The sequence below is a fragment of the Limnoraphis robusta CS-951 genome (genome assembly GCF_000972705.2).
Genome location: NZ_LATL02000091.1, coordinates 1 through 18,548, shown reverse-complemented (window position 1 = coordinate 18,548; position 18,548 = coordinate 1). Strand labels below are relative to the sequence as shown.

11 protein-coding genes are annotated in these 18,548 nt (G+C 40.7%); 8 read left to right on the top strand and 3 right to left on the bottom strand.

Annotated features, from left to right (window positions below):
* Positions 1–103 precede the first annotated feature (103 nt).
* A complete protein-coding gene (locus WN50_RS08100; protein WP_046280122.1) occupies positions 104–3,439 on the top strand; it encodes a GAF domain-containing sensor histidine kinase in 3,336 nt (1,111 codons plus the stop codon).
* 167 nt (positions 3,440–3,606) lie between these two features.
* On the opposite strand, the gene WN50_RS08095 is transcribed toward WN50_RS08100, so the two are convergent.
* Positions 3,607–7,272, bottom strand: coding sequence for a hydantoinase B/oxoprolinase family protein (locus WN50_RS08095; RefSeq protein WP_046280121.1), 3,666 nt, complete (start codon positions 7,270–7,272; stop codon positions 3,607–3,609).
* A 790-nt stretch (positions 7,273–8,062) separates the two neighbouring features.
* Entirely contained in the window at positions 8,063–8,383 is a 321-nt protein-coding gene (locus tag WN50_RS08090; RefSeq protein ID WP_049558693.1) for a hypothetical protein, read from the bottom strand.
* Between WN50_RS08090 and WN50_RS34585 the strand changes: the two genes are divergently transcribed.
* The 5 genes from WN50_RS34585 to WN50_RS08070 all read left to right on the top strand — a co-directional run bounded on the left by WN50_RS34585 (position 8,382) and on the right by WN50_RS08070 (position 12,787).
* Complete coding sequence (locus WN50_RS34585) at positions 8,382–8,537, top strand: hypothetical protein (protein WP_160315358.1); 156 nt, start codon at positions 8,382–8,384, stop codon at positions 8,535–8,537. The two genes, WN50_RS08090 and WN50_RS34585, sit on opposite strands and share 2 nt — an antisense overlap.
* Positions 8,538–8,603: 66 nt before the next feature.
* Positions 8,604–10,055 carry an aminotransferase-like domain-containing protein gene (locus WN50_RS08085; protein WP_046280120.1) on the top strand — a complete coding sequence of 484 codons (1,452 nt, stop codon included), beginning with the start codon at positions 8,604–8,606 and terminating at the stop codon, positions 10,053–10,055.
* A gap of 261 nt (positions 10,056–10,316) precedes the next feature.
* Entirely contained in the window at positions 10,317–12,044 is a 1,728-nt protein-coding gene (kaiC, locus tag WN50_RS08080) for a circadian clock protein KaiC (RefSeq protein WP_046280119.1), read from the top strand.
* A gap of 66 nt (positions 12,045–12,110) precedes the next feature.
* On the top strand, positions 12,111–12,458 hold the full coding sequence (locus WN50_RS08075) for a circadian clock KaiB family protein (RefSeq protein WP_046280118.1): 348 nt from the start codon (positions 12,111–12,113) through the stop codon (positions 12,456–12,458).
* Positions 12,455–12,787 (top strand): circadian clock KaiB family protein, encoded by a 333-nt coding sequence (locus tag WN50_RS08070; RefSeq protein ID WP_046280117.1) that lies wholly within the window; start codon positions 12,455–12,457, stop codon positions 12,785–12,787. The genes WN50_RS08075 and WN50_RS08070 overlap by 4 nt, the downstream gene beginning before the upstream one ends.
* 23 nt (positions 12,788–12,810) lie before the next feature.
* Here the strand turns inward: WN50_RS08070 and WN50_RS08065 are convergent, their stop codons facing one another.
* The gene (locus WN50_RS08065; RefSeq protein WP_046280116.1) at positions 12,811–16,122 is read right to left on the bottom strand and encodes a tetratricopeptide repeat protein; all 3,312 of its coding nucleotides are present in this window, start codon (positions 16,120–16,122) and stop codon (positions 12,811–12,813) included.
* A gap of 374 nt (positions 16,123–16,496) precedes the next feature.
* Between WN50_RS08065 and rpiA the strand changes: the two genes are divergently transcribed.
* Both rpiA and WN50_RS08055 read left to right on the top strand, forming a co-directional pair.
* Positions 16,497–17,207 carry a ribose-5-phosphate isomerase RpiA gene (gene rpiA, locus WN50_RS08060; protein ID WP_046280115.1) on the top strand — a complete coding sequence of 237 codons (711 nt, stop codon included), beginning with the start codon at positions 16,497–16,499 and terminating at the stop codon, positions 17,205–17,207.
* A gap of 102 nt (positions 17,208–17,309) precedes the next feature.
* Entirely contained in the window at positions 17,310–18,491 is a 1,182-nt protein-coding gene (locus WN50_RS08055) for an aldo/keto reductase (RefSeq protein WP_046280114.1), read from the top strand.
* Positions 18,492–18,548: the final 57 nt, after the last annotated feature.

Below are 18,548 nucleotides of genomic sequence, written 5' to 3'. Positions count from 1 at the left end.
AAGTGCCGCAAAAGCAGTAAACCCAAATAGCGATGTTTGGGAATCCCTCTCTATAATCTCTGATTTAGAGAGGGAGGATGTCAAAGTTCTTGAGAGGTTGAGCGTGAATATTCCAAAAGCACAGACTGTAAAAATCAACCTAAAACAGGATAGTGTGCTGCACCGAATCACCAATCGCATTCGACAATCGCTGAAGCTGAGTGATATTTTAACAGCAACGGCCGCCGAAGTGCGTTTATTATTGGGGACGGATCGCGTCAAGATTTATAAATTTCATCCCGATGGTAGTGGTCAGGTGGTGGCTGAGTCTATTCTCGAGAACCGCTTACCGTCGTTGTTGGGGTTGAACTTCCCAGCCGGAGATATTCCACCTCATGCACGGGAATTATTTATTAAATCACGGGTGCGTTCTGTGATCAATACGGAGACCCAGGAAATCGGTCATAGCCACTTCGAGGAACTTGATCATCAAGTGACGGATGGGGAGGATATTCGCTACCGTCCTCTTGATCCTTGTCATTTGGAATATCTAACGGCGATGGGGGTAAAATCTTCGGTGGCGGTACCGATTATCAACCAAGAACATCTGTGGGGATTGTTGGTTTCTCATCATAGTGAATCTCGGACGATTCCTGATGGAGAATTGCAACTTTTACAGACTGTTGTTGATCAGCTTTCTGTGGCGATCGCTCATTCAAAATTATTGACTCAAGCAGAAGAAAGAGCAAATCGACAAGCTTGTATTAACCGGATTAATGATTTTCTACATTCGAGTTCAAATATTGAGTTACAGCCCGCTTTAGAAGAAATGATTGCCACTTTGCAGGGTTCGGGTGGGCGGCTGTGTATTAAAGCGAATCCTTTTAATGTCAAAGAGGGTACGGTGAAAAGTTTTGGGGAATGTTTAAAAATCGGTAGTGTAGAGGTTTACACCGATGGAAAACAACCCGAAATTCCTGAACTCGCGCTGTATTCGTTGATGGAACAATACAGTGTTTGGCAAGAGCATTATCAATCAGGAGATTACGAAATTTGGGCAATTTCAGATCTTTTTAAAGAGGATGCGCTGCGGAACTTACAAGCGGCTTTTTACAACACAAAAATCAGAAGTTTGTTGATGATTCCGCTTCATTATCGACAACAATTGCTCGGTTATTTAACGATTTTTCGCGATGAATTCCAAACTGAAAAGCTTTGGGCTGGAAGAGTGGAAGATGACAAAAGACAGCTTTATCCCCAGATTTCTTTTGAAGTTTGGCGGGATCAAAAACGAGTTGAACCGCCGAAATGGGCGGCAAATGAACTTAAATTAGCGATGGAGCTAGGAAATCAGTTTTCCTCAGCTATTTATCAAGATCAAATGCGTCAACAGTTGCAGGTTTTGAATGCAAGTTTAGAGTTAAAAGTTCAGGAACGAACATTAAAAGTAGAAGAAACAGCCAATAACCTTCGCCAAGTAACCGAACAACAACGGGTGTTGTTTGATGTGGTTGTGAAGATGCGAAACTCGCTGAATTTAGAGACAATTTTTCGCACAACAACAAAAGAATTGTGCAAATCTTTAAAAACAGAACGGGTTTCTGTTTACCGCTTTAATAGTGACTGGGGCGGTGAATTTGTGGGGGATTATGAGTTTGTAGATTCTGAGTGGTCTAATCTAAAAATTGGTGTAAATACGGTTTGGGATGATACTTATTTACAAGAAACTCAAGGTGGACGTTATCGTAATGGTGAGACGTTTGTGGTTAATGATGTTGAACGAGCGGGATTAAAAAATTGTCATGTTGATATTCTACATCAATTTCAAATCAAAGCATTTGTCACCGCCCCGATTTTTGTCGGACAACAGTTGTGGGGAATTCTCGCCGCTTATCAACATACTTGTTCTCGCCAATGGGAAACTTCAGAGGTTCAATTTCTTTCTCAAGTTGCAACTCAATTAGGAGTAGCTATTCAGCAAGGGGAACTGTTGATCCAGACTCGCAAACAAACGCTCAAACTCAGACAAGCCGCCGTCGAGAGTCAACGAGTCGCCAAGCAGCAGAAGGTGTTGTTTGATGTGGTGACGAAAATGCGCGACTCTCTGAATGTTCAGAAAATTTTTCAGACGACAACTCAAGAAACTGGACGAATATTACAAGCGGATCGCGTAGTTGTTTTTCAGTTTAATCAAGACTGGAGTGGTGAGTTTATTCACAATTATGAATTTGTGCTTCCTCAGTGGGAGAGTCTGGCAAGTTTAGGAATCACCAGTTGGGCAGATAGCTGCTTACAAGAAACTCAGGGAGGACGCTTCAGCGAGGGAAAAATGCTAGTTGTTAATGATATTAATAAGGCTCAATATTCTCCCTGTTATCGAGAAAATTTAGAAAAATTTAAGGTAAAATCTTATCTGGTTGCTCCGATTTTTGTCGGACGTAAACTCTGGGGTTTATTGGTGGCTTATCAACATTCAAAAGTGCGGCGTTGGCAATCGTTAGAAGTGGGCTTTTTTTCTCAAGTTGCGGCTCAATTAGGGGTGGCAATTCAGCAAGCAAATTTATTAGTACACACTCAAAGTCAAACGGAACAGTTAACTGAAACTTTGCATCAGTTACAGAAGACTCAAACTCAATTAATTCAAACTGAAAAAATGTCGAGTTTGGGACAATTGGTGGCGGGTGTAGCCCATGAGATTAATAATCCGGTGAATTTTATTCATGGTAATCTTTCGCCGATTTCAGAATATGCGGAGAATCTGTTGACTTTGATCTCTTTGTATCAAAAGCATTGTTGTCAAGTTGATCCAGAAATTGTTAAATATACTGAGGATGTTGATATTGATTTTGTGGCGGAAGATTTGCCTAAAATTCTCGATTCGATGACAATAGGTGTGGATCGAATTCGTCAGATTGTGCGATCGCTTCAGAATTTCTCTCGTCTCGATCAATCAGAAGTCAAGGCGGTTAATATTCACGAGGGAATTGAAAGTACATTGATGATTTTACAACACCGTTTGAAAGCGAGTGGAGACTTAACGGAAATTAAGGTTGTTAAGGAATATGGAGATTTACCTCTGATTGAGTGTTATCCTGGACAATTGAATCAGGTCTTTATGAATCTGTTAAGTAATGCAATTGATGCGGTTAGAGACAAAAAGAAACAAAAATATATTCAAAATCAGCAAGCTGCGGAGGGAATGATTCGGATTTGTACAGAACGTCTGATGAATGAGCGAGTGATCATCCGTATTATTGATAATGGAATTGGAATGTCTGAGGCGGTAAAAAATCGCATTTTTGATTCTTTTTTTACAACTAAAGCACTTGGAAAAGGAACAGGTTTAGGGCTTTCTATCAGTTATCAAGTGGTTGCAGAACAGCATAAGGGTGAATTAAAATGTCATTCTACTGTTGGAGAAGGAACGGAGTTTTGTATTGAAATTCCGGTTCATCAGTGAGGATTGAGTTTTCTCTCTCTGGCTAATCATTGATCAAGGGTAAACTCACCACAAAGACACAAAGACACAAAGATTATTTTTCAAGTTTCTCGGTGTCTTTGTGTTTTTAACTCATCCGTTTATCTATCCGTTTCTGACCGGATTAAACTTATCAAAAACCCATTAACTCATCCGCTTACATCTTCGTTTACATCTGGGTTTCCATATCCGCCACCGCCTGGAGTTTCAATGATAAATAAATCTCCTTCGTTGATTTCAATAGTAGCGGTACTTCCCAATATTTCGACAGTTTCATCATTCCGAATAACGGAATTTTGACCGACTAAACCTGCTTCGCCTCCCGCCAGTCCAAAGGGAGGAATAACTCGATGTCCTGATAAAATACTCGCGGTCATTTTTTCGAGGAAACGAATTTTTCGAGTGATCCCGTTTCCGCCTTTGTATTGACCTTTTCCGCCACTATTTGGGCGAATACTAAACTCTTCTAATAATACTGGAAATCGCCATTCTAATACTTCTGGATCGGTTAAACGAGAGTTGGTCATGTGTGTATGAACTGCATCGGTACCATTGAAGTTTTTCCCGGCGCCTGAACCGCCACAAATGGTTTCATAATATTGATGGCGATCGCTTCCAAAGGTAAAATTATTCATGGTACCTTGAGAGGCTGCCATCACGCCTAACGCACCGTATAAAGCATCAACAATAGTTTGAGAGGTTTCGACATTTCCCGCCACCACAGCCGCCGGATAACGAGGGTTCAGCATACAGCCTTCGGGGATAATAATATTCAGGGGTTTTAAACAGCCTGCATTCAGGGGAATATGATCATCAACGAGGGTTCGGAATACATATAAAACGGCTGCTTTACAGACTGCTTGGGGGGCGTTAAAGTTGCTGTTTAACTGTTGAGATGTTCCTGTAAAATCGATAGTCGCACTGCGAGTTTGTTTGTTGATTTTAATGCTAACTTTTATTTGACTACCGCCATCCATTTCATAGGTAAACTCGCCATCTTTCAATACATCTATTGCCCTTCGCACGGATTCTTCGGCGTTATCCTGTACATAACTCATATAGGTTTGTACGGTTTCTAAACCGTATTGATTCACCATTTTTCGGAGTTCTTGAACGCCTTTTTCATTGGCGGCAATTTGGGCTTGTAAGTCGGCAATATTAATATCAGAATTTCGGGAAGGGTAGCGTCCTGACCTTAACAACTCTAACAATTCTACCTCACAAAATTGTCCCTGATTTACCAATTGAAAGTTATCAATTAAAATCCCTTCTTCTTCAATGGTTGTACTATTTGGAGGCATTGAACCGGGGGTAATTCCACCAATATCGGCTTGATGACCCCGAGAGGCGACATAAAATAAAATCTGGTTTGAGTCTACAGCAAAAACAGGGGTAATTACCGTGACATCGGGTAAATGGGTTCCGCCATCATAGGGGTTATTTTGCATATAAACATCCCCTGGTTTTAGACTCTCTTGTTTAGCTTTTATTAAACTATTAACGCTTTCACTCATTGAACCCAAATGGACGGGAATATGGGGCGCGTTGGCAACGAGTTGACCTTGTTGATCGAAAACGGCACAGGAGAAGTCGAGGCGTTCTTTAATATTAACAGAAGCGGCTGTATTTTGTAGGGTAATTCCCATTTGTTCTGCAATAAATTGGAACAAATTTTTAAAGATTTCTAGCCGCACGGGATCGGGTTGAGAATTTGTTGAAGAATTTGAAGTCAATTTAGACTGAGAATTGGAGGTTTTGAGTTTAGTTAAAACTAAATGATTTCGTTCGGTTAAGGTGACTTGCCAACTGGGTTCTATAATGTTAGTTCCTGTACCTTCGATAATAATTGCAGGGCCGATAATTGCATCTCCGGGTTGTAAATCTTCTCGCTGAAATAGGGGTGTATTTTGCCATCCTTGGGGCGTATACATTTGTACGGTGGCGATGGGTAAAGGCGGCTGGGAACGAGTGCGATAAATGAGCGCTTCAACGGGCGTTTCCATCTGTTGAATGACTTCTAAAGAAACAGATTCTGCAATTAACCCTTTCCCCTCTCGCACAAAGCCATAAATGGTTTGATGTTTGTGTTCAAACTCGGCTTTCATCTGGTCATAACTGGCAAAATTAACGGTTAGGGTGGAATCAGTTCCTTGATATTTTAAATTGACTTTTGCGGAAGTCATTTTTTCTAAATTTGCCGTTAATTCTTGTTTACATTCCCGTTCTAATTCTGTTAAAATAGTTTGAAACTGCGGGATTAATTCTTGAGTTAGGGTTGCTTCTACTGACCGTTCTCGGATTGCCCGAATATCCGCTAAACCCATTCCATAAGCTGACAAAACCCCCGCATAAGGATGAATAAATATCTGTTGAATGCCCAAAGTATCGGCAATTAAACAAGCGTGTTGACCGCCAGCACCCCCGAAACAACAAAGCGTATAGTTAGAAACATCATAACCTCGTTGTAATGAGATTTTTTTAATCGCATTTGCCATATTTTCCACTGCAATGGCAATAAATCCCGCAGCCACTTCTTCAGGAGTTCGATGATTTCCGGTTTGGGCTTGAATTTCTGTTGCTAACTCTTGGAATTTTTGACGAACAATTTCCCCATCTAACGCTAAATTTCCGTCAATTCCAAACACTTTCGGAAAGAATTCGGGCTGAATTTTCCCTAACATTACATTACAGTCTGTTACCGTTAACGGCCCACCTTTGCGATAACAAGCAGGCCCAGGATTTGCCCCGGCTGACTCTGGCCCAACCCGATAACGGGAACCATCAAACCGCACAATAGAACCCCCACCTGCGGCGACGGTGTGAATAGCCATCATCGGAACTCGCATCCGCACGCCTGCAATTTCGGTTTCAAATTCCCGTTCATATTCGCCGTTAAAATGAGCAACATCAGTCGAAGTTCCGCCCATATCAAAGCTAATGATTTTCTCAAAACCTGCCCGTAAACTGGTTTGAACAGCCCCAACAATTCCCCCCGCAGGCCCGGAAAGAATGCTATCTTTTCCTTGAAAATTACGGGCATCTGTTAGGCCACCATTCGACTGCATAAACAGTAACGAAACGGGTTCACTTCCACTGTTTAACTGACTCAAAACTTGTTCGACATAACGGCGTAAAATCGGGGAAAGATAGGCATCAACAACTGTTGTATCGCCTCGACTAATCAGCTTCATTAACGGACTGACTGTGTGAGAAACGGAAATTTGAGAAAAGCCGATTTTTTCGGCAAGTTCAGCGATTTGTTGTTCGTGTTTGGGGTAACGATAGCCATGTATTAAAACAATGGCACAACTCCGAATTCCGGTATCGTAAGCGGCTTGTAAATCGGTTTGTAGCGAGGAAAGATCAACCGCTTTTAATTCATTCCCTGAAACATCATAACGTTCATTGACTTCAACAACTTTTTCATAGAGCATTTCCGGCAAAATAATCTCACGGGCAAAAATATTCGGCCGATTTTGATAGCCGATTCTTAACGCATCTTTAAACCCTTTTGTAATTACTAAAACCGTGCGATCGCCTTTGCGTTCGAGGAGGGCATTTGTCGCGACGGTGGTTCCCATTTTGACTTCAGAAATCCGATGGCTGGGAATGGGTTCATCGGGAGATAATTCTAAGAGTTCTCGAATCCCTTGAATGGCTGCATCTTGATAGCGTTCGGGATTTTCTGAGAGGAGTTTATGGGCGAGTGTTTGACCTGATGAAGTTCGGGCGACAATATCGGTAAAAGTACCCCCCCGATCAATCCAAAATTGAAATTTTTCTTGATTTGTAGCATTTGATGTTGTCTGAGTCATGTCGTTTTTTCCTCAAATCAATTACACGGAACAGCTATGTTTTTCTATAGCAGAAATCAGGAGACAGGAGACAGGAGACAGAATTGAAACCTTTATCATAAAAGGATTCGACAGAAAAACAGTGTCCTAATCAACTCTTTCTCTGCTATAGATTTTATCCTCACTCCTCTTATGCACGGATTGAAATTGACTAGGAGTAACGACTTATATCATTTCTTTCTAATTATGCAACTTTTTTCGATCCCCCCGCCTGCGGCTTCCCCCCTTAGTAAGGGGGGCTGGGGGGATAAATTAGATGCAGCTTCATAAAGAATTGGTATTAGAGGATCGGACTATAATTAATGATTTGCTTTAATTGATCATCAGGTTGAAATGACGAACAGTTTAACTTTATTAAGTCCTCTAGGGTGGGTTGAGCAAGCTTATTTGTGGGATGAATAAATTGAGGTGAACCCGCCTGTGGGTTTTTGAGACAAGGCTTGTAATCTATTTCCGGTTCTGAGTTTTATTCCACTTTTCCCGATATTGTAAGGGCGTGGCGATCAAGTCGCCGTAATTTTTACTAAATCTCCAGAATTGATGAATGAGATTTAATAGGATCTGTAGGTTTTGAACGGATTTCGAGTCAAGGGTGTTGGTTTTGAAGTCATAGATTAGCATAAAATCTCCAAAGATGATGATTAGCTCTTATTATTAGTTAATGAGAATAGCGCTCGTATGAGGTACAAACCAGAAACCCGGTTTCTAGCATAAACCGGGTTTCTACCCACTGTTTTTCTGTCAAATCCTTTTATGATAAAGGTTTCAATTCTGTCTCCAGTCTCGGTGTCTCCTGACTTCTGCTATAATAGCGTTGTTCTAGCCAAATTCTTAGTTCCTCCTCACTGAAAAATTCTTCGGAACGTTGGCTTTGCGGATCGTAAATGTGCCAAATTAAAGTTTGATCTCGTCTTTGAGTTTGCCAAATTTTGGGTTCTGAACTGCCGACTAAAAATCGGAGAATTGCTTGAGTGAGACGAACTGATATTTTAGCAAGTTTGGGCTGAATTTTGGGTGGATCTGCAACGAAATCAAAAGACGGTAAAGATCTGGAATTTGCAGTGCTTTTCATGGCAATTACTCCTCAGTTAATTTTCATCTACATCCTGAATATTTTTCGAGTTTTAACTCCTGTTATTGCTGATTATCATCATGCCGAACTTAGCGGCAATAAAACAGAGGCAGTTATAATGATTTGTAACCATAACAGTTTTAACTTGAAGTAACTGTTATGCGAGGAAACGGTTAGAACTGTATTGATCACTATCTTGAGAGCCTCACACTTGACCGCTATGAACCTCAAACCCCTGGAAAAATCAGATCGCACCAACCTGTATGAACAGGTCGCCTATCGCGTCCAGTCCCTCATAGAAGAAGGCACGCTGCAACCGGGCGATCGCATTCCCTCGGTCAGACGGATGCACAAACAGATGAACGTCAGCATCTCGACGGTGTTAGAAGCCTATCGCCTCCTCGAAGATCGGGGTTTTATTGGGGCGCGTCCCCAGTCGGGTTACTTTGTCAAACAAACCTCTTTGTTGTCTTATCGGGATGAACCGAAGCCTTCCACGCCTCCCCGTCGCATTTATCAGGTGGACACCTCGATCGCGTTTCGGATCAACGTCGCCCTGCGAGATCCGAGTATTATCCGTTTAGGGGCGGCGGTGGCTGATCCTCAACTGTTTCCTATCAAAGCCCTCAACCGTTTAATGGGACAGGTGATGCGCCAGTACCCGGAAATTTGTCACGCCTATGATCCGCTTCCGGGTTGCGAACCCCTGCGTCACGAAGTCGCCCGTCGTTTGATGGATGCGGGTTGTTCGATCACGCCTGAACAAATATTAGTGACAAATGGCACGACAGAAGCGCTTTATTTGTCTTTACGGGCGGTGACTAAACCGGGAGATACAGTAGCCATTGAGTCGCCTTGTTATTATGGCTTATTAGAAATTTTAGAATCGTTGCATTTACAAGCATTAGAACTGCCAACTCATCCCCGAGAAGGGTTAATTATTGAAGAATTAGAAGCCGCATTTCAACAAGGAAATATTGCCGCTTGCGCTGTCGTTTCTAATTTTAGTAATCCTTTAGCAAGTTGTATGAGTGATGAGAAGAAAAAACAATTGGTAGAAATTTTAGAAACCTATGATGTGCCGTTGGTAGAAGATGATGTTTATGGAGATTTAGGCTTTGACGGAAATCGTCCGAAAGCTATTAAAGCTTTTGATCGCAAGGGATTAGTTTTGTATTGTGCATCTTGCAGTAAAACATTATCTCCCGGTTTGCGCGTAGGTTGGGCGGTTCCGGGTCGTTATCAAACGGAAATTGAACAGCTAAAATTGATTACGAATATTAACACCGCTCCGGTCAATCAACTGACAATCGCTGCTTTTTTATCCAATGGAGGCTATGATCGTCATCTGCGACAATTGCGGCGTTCTTATCAAGAAAAAGTGATCAGAATGACGCAAGCGATTTATGAATATTTTCCCGATGAAACCAAGGTAACTCGACCAACGGGCGGTCATGTTTTGTGGGTGGAATTATCGCCAAAATTTGATTCTATGCTTCTTTATCATCAGGCTTTTCAGCATAAAATTAGTATTGCCCCTGGTGCAATTTTTTCGGTTTCAGGAAGTTATCAAAATTGCTTCCGTCTCAACTGTGGAATACCCTGGTCATATCAACTCGAACAGGCGATGAAAACCTTAGGTCGTTTGATTGATCGGCAATTGCAGGATTGAGTTTAAATTCACAAGAATTTCACAAAACTTATAGAGTCGGTGAAGTTGAAGACCTGAAACCTTGAGTGCTACTGTGTTTGACCCACCGACTTTTTTGAGAAAATCCTAAAGTTTATCTCAGAGATTTTTCGGGCTGGATGATATTTGTGCGGAAGCTAGAATAGAATAGAATAGAAGGTCTATCTTTCATAAACTTTGGGAAAGCATGAAAAATGCTGTTGATTTTAAAATCGTTAAATTAGGGATTGAAAAAGGTTTAGTATGCTCGAAGTTAATCGTAAAATTCCATCACCACAAAAAGAGCTGCCCAAGTGTTCGACAGGCATCAATGGATTAGATGAAATTACTCTGGGCGGACTGCCAAAAGGACGGCCAACTCTGGTTTGTGGTACGGCGGGTTGCGGTAAAACCTTGTTAGCAATGGAGTTTTTGGTGCGGGGTGCAGTTGAATACAATGAACCCGGCGTGTTTATGGCCTTTGAAGAAACAGCTCAAGAATTGACTGAAAACGTCGCTTCTCTGGGTTGGGATTTAGACCAACTGACGGCGGAAAATAAAATCAGTATTGACTATGTTCACATCGACCCCGAAGAAATTCAAGAAGTCGGCGAATATGATTTAGAAGCTTTATTTATTCGCTTAGGTTGTGCGATTGATCTCATCGGTGCCAAACGGGTTGTTCTCGATACGATTGAAGTCTTGTTTGCTGGACTGTCTAATACTGCGATTATCCGAGCGGAATTACGACGGTTATTTCGCTGGCTGAAAACGAAAGGAGTCACCGCAATTATCACTGGAGAACGGGGCGATAATAGTCTGACTCGACACGGTTTAGAAGAATATGTTTCGGACTGTGTGATCCGACTCGATCAGCGTATCCAAGAGGAAGTCTCAACTCGCCGCTTACAAATTATTAAATATCGAGGTTCTTGTCACGGAAGCAATGAATATCCGTTTTTGATCAATCAAAATGGCATTTCGGTTTTGCCGATTACTTCTGTCGGTTTGGAACATGAAGTTTCTAATGAACGAATTTCAAGCGGAATTCCTCGTTTGGATGCCATGCTCGGAGGAGAAGGCTATTTTCGAGGAAGCAGTATTCTGATTACAGGCACCGCCGGAACCGGAAAAACCACTCTCGCCGCCCATTTTACTCAAGCCGTTTGTAGTCAGGGAGAACATTGTCTGTATATTGCTTTTGAGGAAGCGCCAAAGCAAATTATCCGCAACCAGCGCTCTGTGGGTGTTGATTTAGAACCTTTTGTTGAAAAAGGATTGCTGACATTCAAAGCCGAACGTCCCACAGCTACAGGTTTAGAGTTGCATTTAGTTACATTGTACCGCCTGATTGATCAAGTCAAGCCCAGCGTTGTGATTATTGATCCGATGAGTAATCTGACGATGAGCGGAACGTTAACACAAGCTAAAGCTTTTTTATTCCGTTTGATTGATTTTTTCAAGAGCAAACAAATCACGGTTTTATTGACGAATTTAATTTCCGGTGGCAATCCCCTTGAGTTTACTGAAATTGGCGTTTCATCCTTGATGGATACTTGGTTAGAAGTACGGATGATTGAAACCAATGGTGAACGAAATCGTCTGCTTTATGTGTTGAAATCTCGGGGGATGGAACACTCGAATCAAATGCGAGAAATGCTGTTAACGAAGCAGGGAATTCAACTGAGTGATGTGTATTTAGGGCAAGGTCAGGTTCTGACTGGAAGCGCTCGCACCATTCAAGAGACTCAAGAAAGAGCAAATAAATTGGCTCGCCAGCAGGAGTTTGAACGTAGACAGAGAGAACTAGAGCGTCAACAAGTGATAGTCCGATCAAAAATTGAAGCTCTGCAAGCTAAACTGGAGGCGGAACAAGAAGAACTAGATTTGATGATGCAGTATGAACAATGTTCACAAGATCTATTGTTCCAAGACAGAATAACAATGGCGAAAAGGCGTCAAGCCGATGAACAAATCAGTTTTGAAAACTAAGTTTTTAAAGTTCTGATTTTGTGGATAACTTTATAGATTTCGCAGGAAAAATTACCAATTAAATTGATGGAAAATGTGGAAAGTTACGAGCCAGTTCAAGCCCTAGCTTCCAATGATCATTGGGAGTTTAAACTCTATGTTGCTGGACATACAGATCGTTCAATAAAGGCGTTTGAAAATTTGAAAAAAGTTTGTGAGGAATATTTGAGGGAGCAATATAACATTGAAGTGATTGATTTGTTAGAAAATCCCCAGATAGCCAAACAAGATCAAATTATTGCTTTGCCCACTTTAGTGAGAAAACTGCCGACACCTTTTAAGAAGATTATTGGAGATCTGTCTAACAAAGAAAAGATTTTAGTTGGATTAGAAATTCATAAAGTTTATACAAATCAAGGCGGTGATCAGCTATGAAAGAAAAGTCTACTGAAAACTCTATTGAAGCCTTCGATAAAGTTTTAATTGAAAAAAGAGAGGAACATTACAGCTTGCGTTTGTATATTGCGGGAACAACCTTACAGTCTGCGATCGCCCTGAAAAATCTTCAAAAGATTTGTGATGAATATCTAGCAGGACGACATAAACTAGAAGTGATCGACATTTATCAACAGCCTGAACGATTACAAGCTGAAAATATTGTTGCGGTTCCTACATTGATTAAAGCTTTACCTGAACCCTCTCAACGAATGATCGGCAATTTATCAGATAAAGAAAAAGTTCTCATGGGTTTAGGTTTGATTTAAAATTCAGTCTTAAGAAAGAGAACTTAGTGACTTTCAAAGCGTAATTTTTCAAACACCTTATACATTTCTTGAGCTAACTTTTTTGGATTCCATAGGGGTGCTAATTTGTCCGGTTGTTTTGACCCAATTAAATGCTCTCGAATTTGAGTTCTCAAATTTGCATCCCTTCCTAATTTTATCCCGATTTCCGTGTATTCTTCCCAACTCCAAGCGATACCTTGATCCAGATGAACGGCTTGTAAAAAAGCATAACCCATGCGAGAAAGATATTGTTCACCTGCTCTCGTTAAAATCGGTAAATTTGACCACAAGGCTTCTAAATTGTGAGTTCCACCGTTGTAAGGATAGGAGTCTAATAAAACATCAACAACTTGATAAATCGCCCGATGTTCTTCCTCTGTTTTAGTTAGTCCAATAAACAAAATTCGATTAAAATCTACGCCTTGTTCTTCACAAGCTTGATGATACATTTCTCGAATTAAAAGATGATCACCTTGACCTTTACGAATCATTAAACTATCCGGTACAGCTTTCATTATTTTCACTTGTGCTTCAATCATTTCAAAGTTCGTTTTTCGACCGGGAGCCACACATAAATAAACCAGTTTATCTGCATCAATTCTAAGCTGTTTTCTAATGATATTTCGATTCACTTGATGACTAGATAATCCTGAAATCGCCACCGAAGTTTCCGGTAAGCGAATTAATTTTTCACGATAATGTTGTTCTCGTCCTGCTGGGTGAGTATTCCAGTCACAGAGAAAATAGTGTTTATCGGTGATATAAGGGGCATCAAAACCCAGCCAAGTTAGACATACGGGAGCGGGTGAATAATTGAAAATCTGTACGTTTGCAGGGACGGTTACGGAGTCTAAATCAATTAAAATATCAATTTGATCCTGTGAAATTTCTTGGGCTAATTCTTCAGCAGAAGCAAAGCCATTCGGGTAGGACTTTGGCCAGTATAATTTATGGGCGATTTGTTCAAATTTTTGGGTGATTGCATCGGCTTGTAATCGTCCGCTTACATACAGATGAACATGGGGTGTAATTGCTGATAATTCACGAATAATAGCTTCACTACACCAACCTACAGAGTGACGGCGAAAGTGTTTAGAAATAAAACCTATTTTTAGCGGTTTTTGCGATAAACTAGCAGAATTTTCAACAACTTTTAACGGTTGTAGCACTCGTCTTTGATAATATTCAGCCGCGATGAGTTTATAGAGATTGGCATTATCAACTAAAGCATCTCGCACATGAGAAACAATAAAAATTAAAATTTCATACAGTAGATTCACTTCAAATAGGGAGAAGGTTTTGATGCGTTCCTGACAAATTCTTTCAAGTTCTATGAGTTTTGTAAGTGATTGTTGACAAGCCCCGGATTGAGTATAAGCAAAAATATAAGCAATGGCTGATAAAACAGGAACTTTTTCACCGCATTGTTGACAATATTGATCAGCCGCTTTTCGGGCTTTCGTCAGATTTGTTGAATGACTAAGAAGATCACAAAGTTGTTGATGGGCTTCAATGTAGTTGGGGTTAAGTTCAATCGCTTTTTCTAGGTTTTTAATGGCGGCTTGGGGTTGATCTTGCTTTTGAATATGGGCTAAACGACAGTATATTTCTGCCCAGTCTGGTTTAATTTTTATCGCTTGTTCGTAATTTTTAATAGCTTGTTCAACTTGACCGGCACTTGAATAAAGATTCCCTAAACTTGCATAAGCTTCTGAAGTATCTGGCTGAACTTGTAGCAAAGTTTGATAACAGTTCATCGCTTCTGGGGTGCGCCCTAAATTAACTAAAGCAAAGCCTAGATTTAAATATAAATCTGGATGATGAGGATTGAGTTTAATTCCGGTTTTAAAGCATTGAATTGCGGCTTCATAATTTTTTTGTTCGGAGTAGAGACACCCTAAATTAACATAGGCTTCCGCTTCATTGGGTTGGATTTCTAAGGCTTTTTGATAGCAGGAAATAGCTTCTCCAAATTTTTTCTGATTTTTGAGAAGATTACCTAATTCAACCTGTAGTTTTGCCCCTCTCAAGTTCGGTTGAATTTCTAAGGCTGTTTTCCAACATGAAGCGGCTTCATCCAGTCTTCCCAAACGTTGAAAAATCTTTCCTAAATTCCAATGGACAACGGTGAGATTGGGTTCTAATTCCAGGGCTTTTTGATAATCAGCGATCGCTTCATCTATTCGATCAAGTTTGGCGTACATTGTCCCGCGATTTCCATAGATTTCCGCTAAGTTTTCCTGAAGTTCTAATGCTTGAGAATAGGCGCGAATTGCCGCTTCTAGTTTGCCTTGAAAGTAGAGTGAATTGCCTAATGTAACGTAAGCGGGTAGAAAATTAGGTTGTATTTTTAAAGCTTGCTGACAAAGGGCGATTGCTTCTTCAAATTGACCTTGATTACAATATAAATTCGCTTGAGATCGATAGGTTTGTAAGTCGGGAAAATTGCTATAGGATAACTCAAACGGTTCTGTATTTTCAACAAAAATTTCTTCTGTTGTCGCTGGAGTTGAGTGACGGCTTGGTTCGGGTTCTGTTGCTTCTGATAACGGACTCGCTAAGTCAACGCCGCCTTCTTCAAATTGTTCATTAGACTCAGAAACAAAGGTTAAACTTGTGAGATTATCTGCAAAGTTAGAAGGAACAGAAGCTTGAGTCAATTGATCGAGTGCATCAATAGCTTCTGAACAATCGGGTTGTAATCTAATAATTGTTTGATAATAAGAGATAGCTTGTATTTTTTGACCCTTGTCTGCTAAAATAGAAGCAAGCTTCAAGTAAAATTTAGCTTGTTCTGGTTCCAGGTCAATTGCTTTTTGAAAACAGGAAATCGCTTGTTCGAGTTGATGCGTTTGATAAAAAGCATTACCCAACATCCAGTAAATAACAGCCGCATCCGGTTGAAGCGAAATGGCCTGTTGATAACAGTGAATCGCTTCTGAAAAACGCCCTAAATGGTAATACATACTGCCCAGGTTAGCACGGGCTTCTGTGAAGTTGGGTTGTAGATCCAAGGCTTGAGTATAAGCCCAAATTGCCAAGTCTATTTGATTTTGTTGTTGGAGGATATTACCGAAGCTTAAATAAGCAACAGCAAAATTGGGCTGAAGATTGATAGCCGTTTGAATCGCTTTTATTCCCGCTTCCAACTGCCCATTTAAAACCAAGACTTCCGCCAATTTCTGATAAATTTTGGGTTGATGGGGAGTCATTTTCAGTGCTTGCTGATAAGAGGCGATCGCCTCTTCAAATTTACCCGCTTCTTGAAACTCAATTCCGGTTTTAAAACAAGTCTCAACTGATGAAAAATTCACACAAAACTCCTTGATTTAAGCGTTGTCTATTGAAAATGACAGTCAGATTTGATCAACTTTAATAATTGTGGTAGGATACCGATGAGATTGTCAAAAAGATAAATTCGGGTCAGATGAGATGACCCTATATTTTGCAATCTTCTGAGAAATCATGGAGAATAGCCAAGTTAAGTCCATTTTTAGACGAGTCGCAAATTGGGTAAGCATGAGATTTGTCAATTTGATGGTAACACCTTGAGAATTCACCCTCAAAGTTGCAATTTAAACCGATCTACTATTCTAGAATGCACCTAACGCGCTAAAGTAAACAGGGGGTAATTAAAATTTTAATTGCCAATTGTCCAAAAACGACTCTAAATTTAGGAATCATCAACATGAGCGAACAAGATCCTGTTAAATTAATGAAACAGCAAGTCGGAAAAGCCGCCGCCGATCGCGTCCAGTCTGGTTCAATTGTCGGATTGGGTACGGGGTCAACCACAGCCTACACCCTTCAGTATTTAGGAGAACGTATTCAAAGTGGAGAACTCAAAGATATTAAGGGCGTTCCGACTTCATTTCAAGCCTCTGTACTTGCCAAACAATATGGCATTCCACTCGTCACATTAGATGACATTGATCACATGGATATTGCCATTGATGGCGCCGACGAAGTTGATCCAAATAAGAACCTCATTAAAGGCGGAGGAGCGGCGCATACTCGCGAAAAAATAGTCGATACTTTAGCCGATCTATTTATCGTGGTTGTGGATAGTTCTAAACTGGTTGATAAACTCGGATCGACATTTTTACTACCTGTAGAAGTGATGCCTTTAGCCATTACTCCCGTGATGCAAAAAATCGAAAAATTAGGCGGAAAACCAACGCTGCGAATGGGCGTTAAAAAAGCAGGGCCAGTGATTACCGACCAAGGAAATATGGTAATTGATGTAAAATTTGACTCCATTGATAACCCCGCAGAATTAGAAAAAACCCTCAATAATATTCCCGGTGTATTAGAAAATGGTTTGTTTGTGGGCGTTGCTGACGTGATATTAGTCGGAGAAATCAAAGACGGAAAACCCTTAGTTCGCGAAATTTCCTAAGTTTTCTCACCGTTCGGAGGCGTTCCGGCCGAACGTCTCTGTATGGATTAAAATGGAATAGATAAACTGGAAAATAAAGTCGTTAGTCCTCTCATTCCTATGATGTATTATAGACGATTTGGACGTACAGAATTGCCGATGCCTGTATTCTCTTGTGGAGGAATGCGGTATCAGCACAAATGGCAAGATATTCCAGCCGATCAAATTCCAATTGAGAATCAAAAAAATCTAGAAGCGACCATTCATCGTTCTCTCGAATGTGGGATTAATCACATTGAAACGGCTAGGGGATATGGAACTTCCGAAATGCAACTTGGGCAAATTTTACCGAAATTTCCCCGTGAACAATTAATTATTCAAACCAAAGTTTCTCCCACTGAAGATCCCAAAGAATTTAGCCGTGCATTTCATCAATCTTTGGCTTTTTTGCAGTTAGATTATATCGATTTATTGGGGATTCATGGTATTAATACTCCAGAGACACTCGACTGGACAATTCGACCCGGTGGCTGTCTTGATGAAGCCCGAAAATTTCAAGATCAAGGCAAAGTAAGGTTTATTGGTTTCTCCACTCATGGGCCGACTGATGTGATTACAAAAACCATAGAAACCGATCAATTTGATTATGTAAACCTGCATTGGTATTATATCAATCAGTTAAACTGGCCAGCCATTGAAGCCGCAACTCGCCATGATCTTGGGGTATTTATTATTAGTCCCTCAGACAAAGGTGGAAAACTCTATAATCCGCCTAAAAAATTAGTTGAACTTTGTTCACCGTTGAGTCCAATGGTGTTTAATGACTTGTTTTGTTTGAGTCATCCCGAAGTGCATACCTTGAGTATTGGGGCTTCTAAACCCAGTGATTTTGATGAACATTTGAAAACCATTAATTTATTAGATCGTTATGATGAAATTTTACCTCCCATTTTAGACCGTTTAGAACAAGAGGCGATCGCATCTTTAGGAAAAGATTGGTTTAAAACTTGGCAAATAGGCTTACCCACCCCAGAAAATACGCCCAATAACATCAATATTCCCGTGATTTTATGGCTGCGAAATTTGGCGATCGCTTACGATCTGGTAGAATATGGAAAAATGCGGTATAATTTATTAGGAAATGGGGGTCATTGGTTCCCCGGAAAAAACGCCGCTACTGTTGAAGAAGTTGATTTAAAAGACTGTTTGGCAAATAGCCCCAACGCTGACAAAATTCCTACTTTATTAGCAGAAACTCATCAGATGTTAGGGGGAGGAGAAGTTAAGCGGTTATCTCAAAGTTAAACCTAATTTTTTTACCTCTCCCTAACCCTCTCCTACGAGGAGAGGGAACCGGAAAAA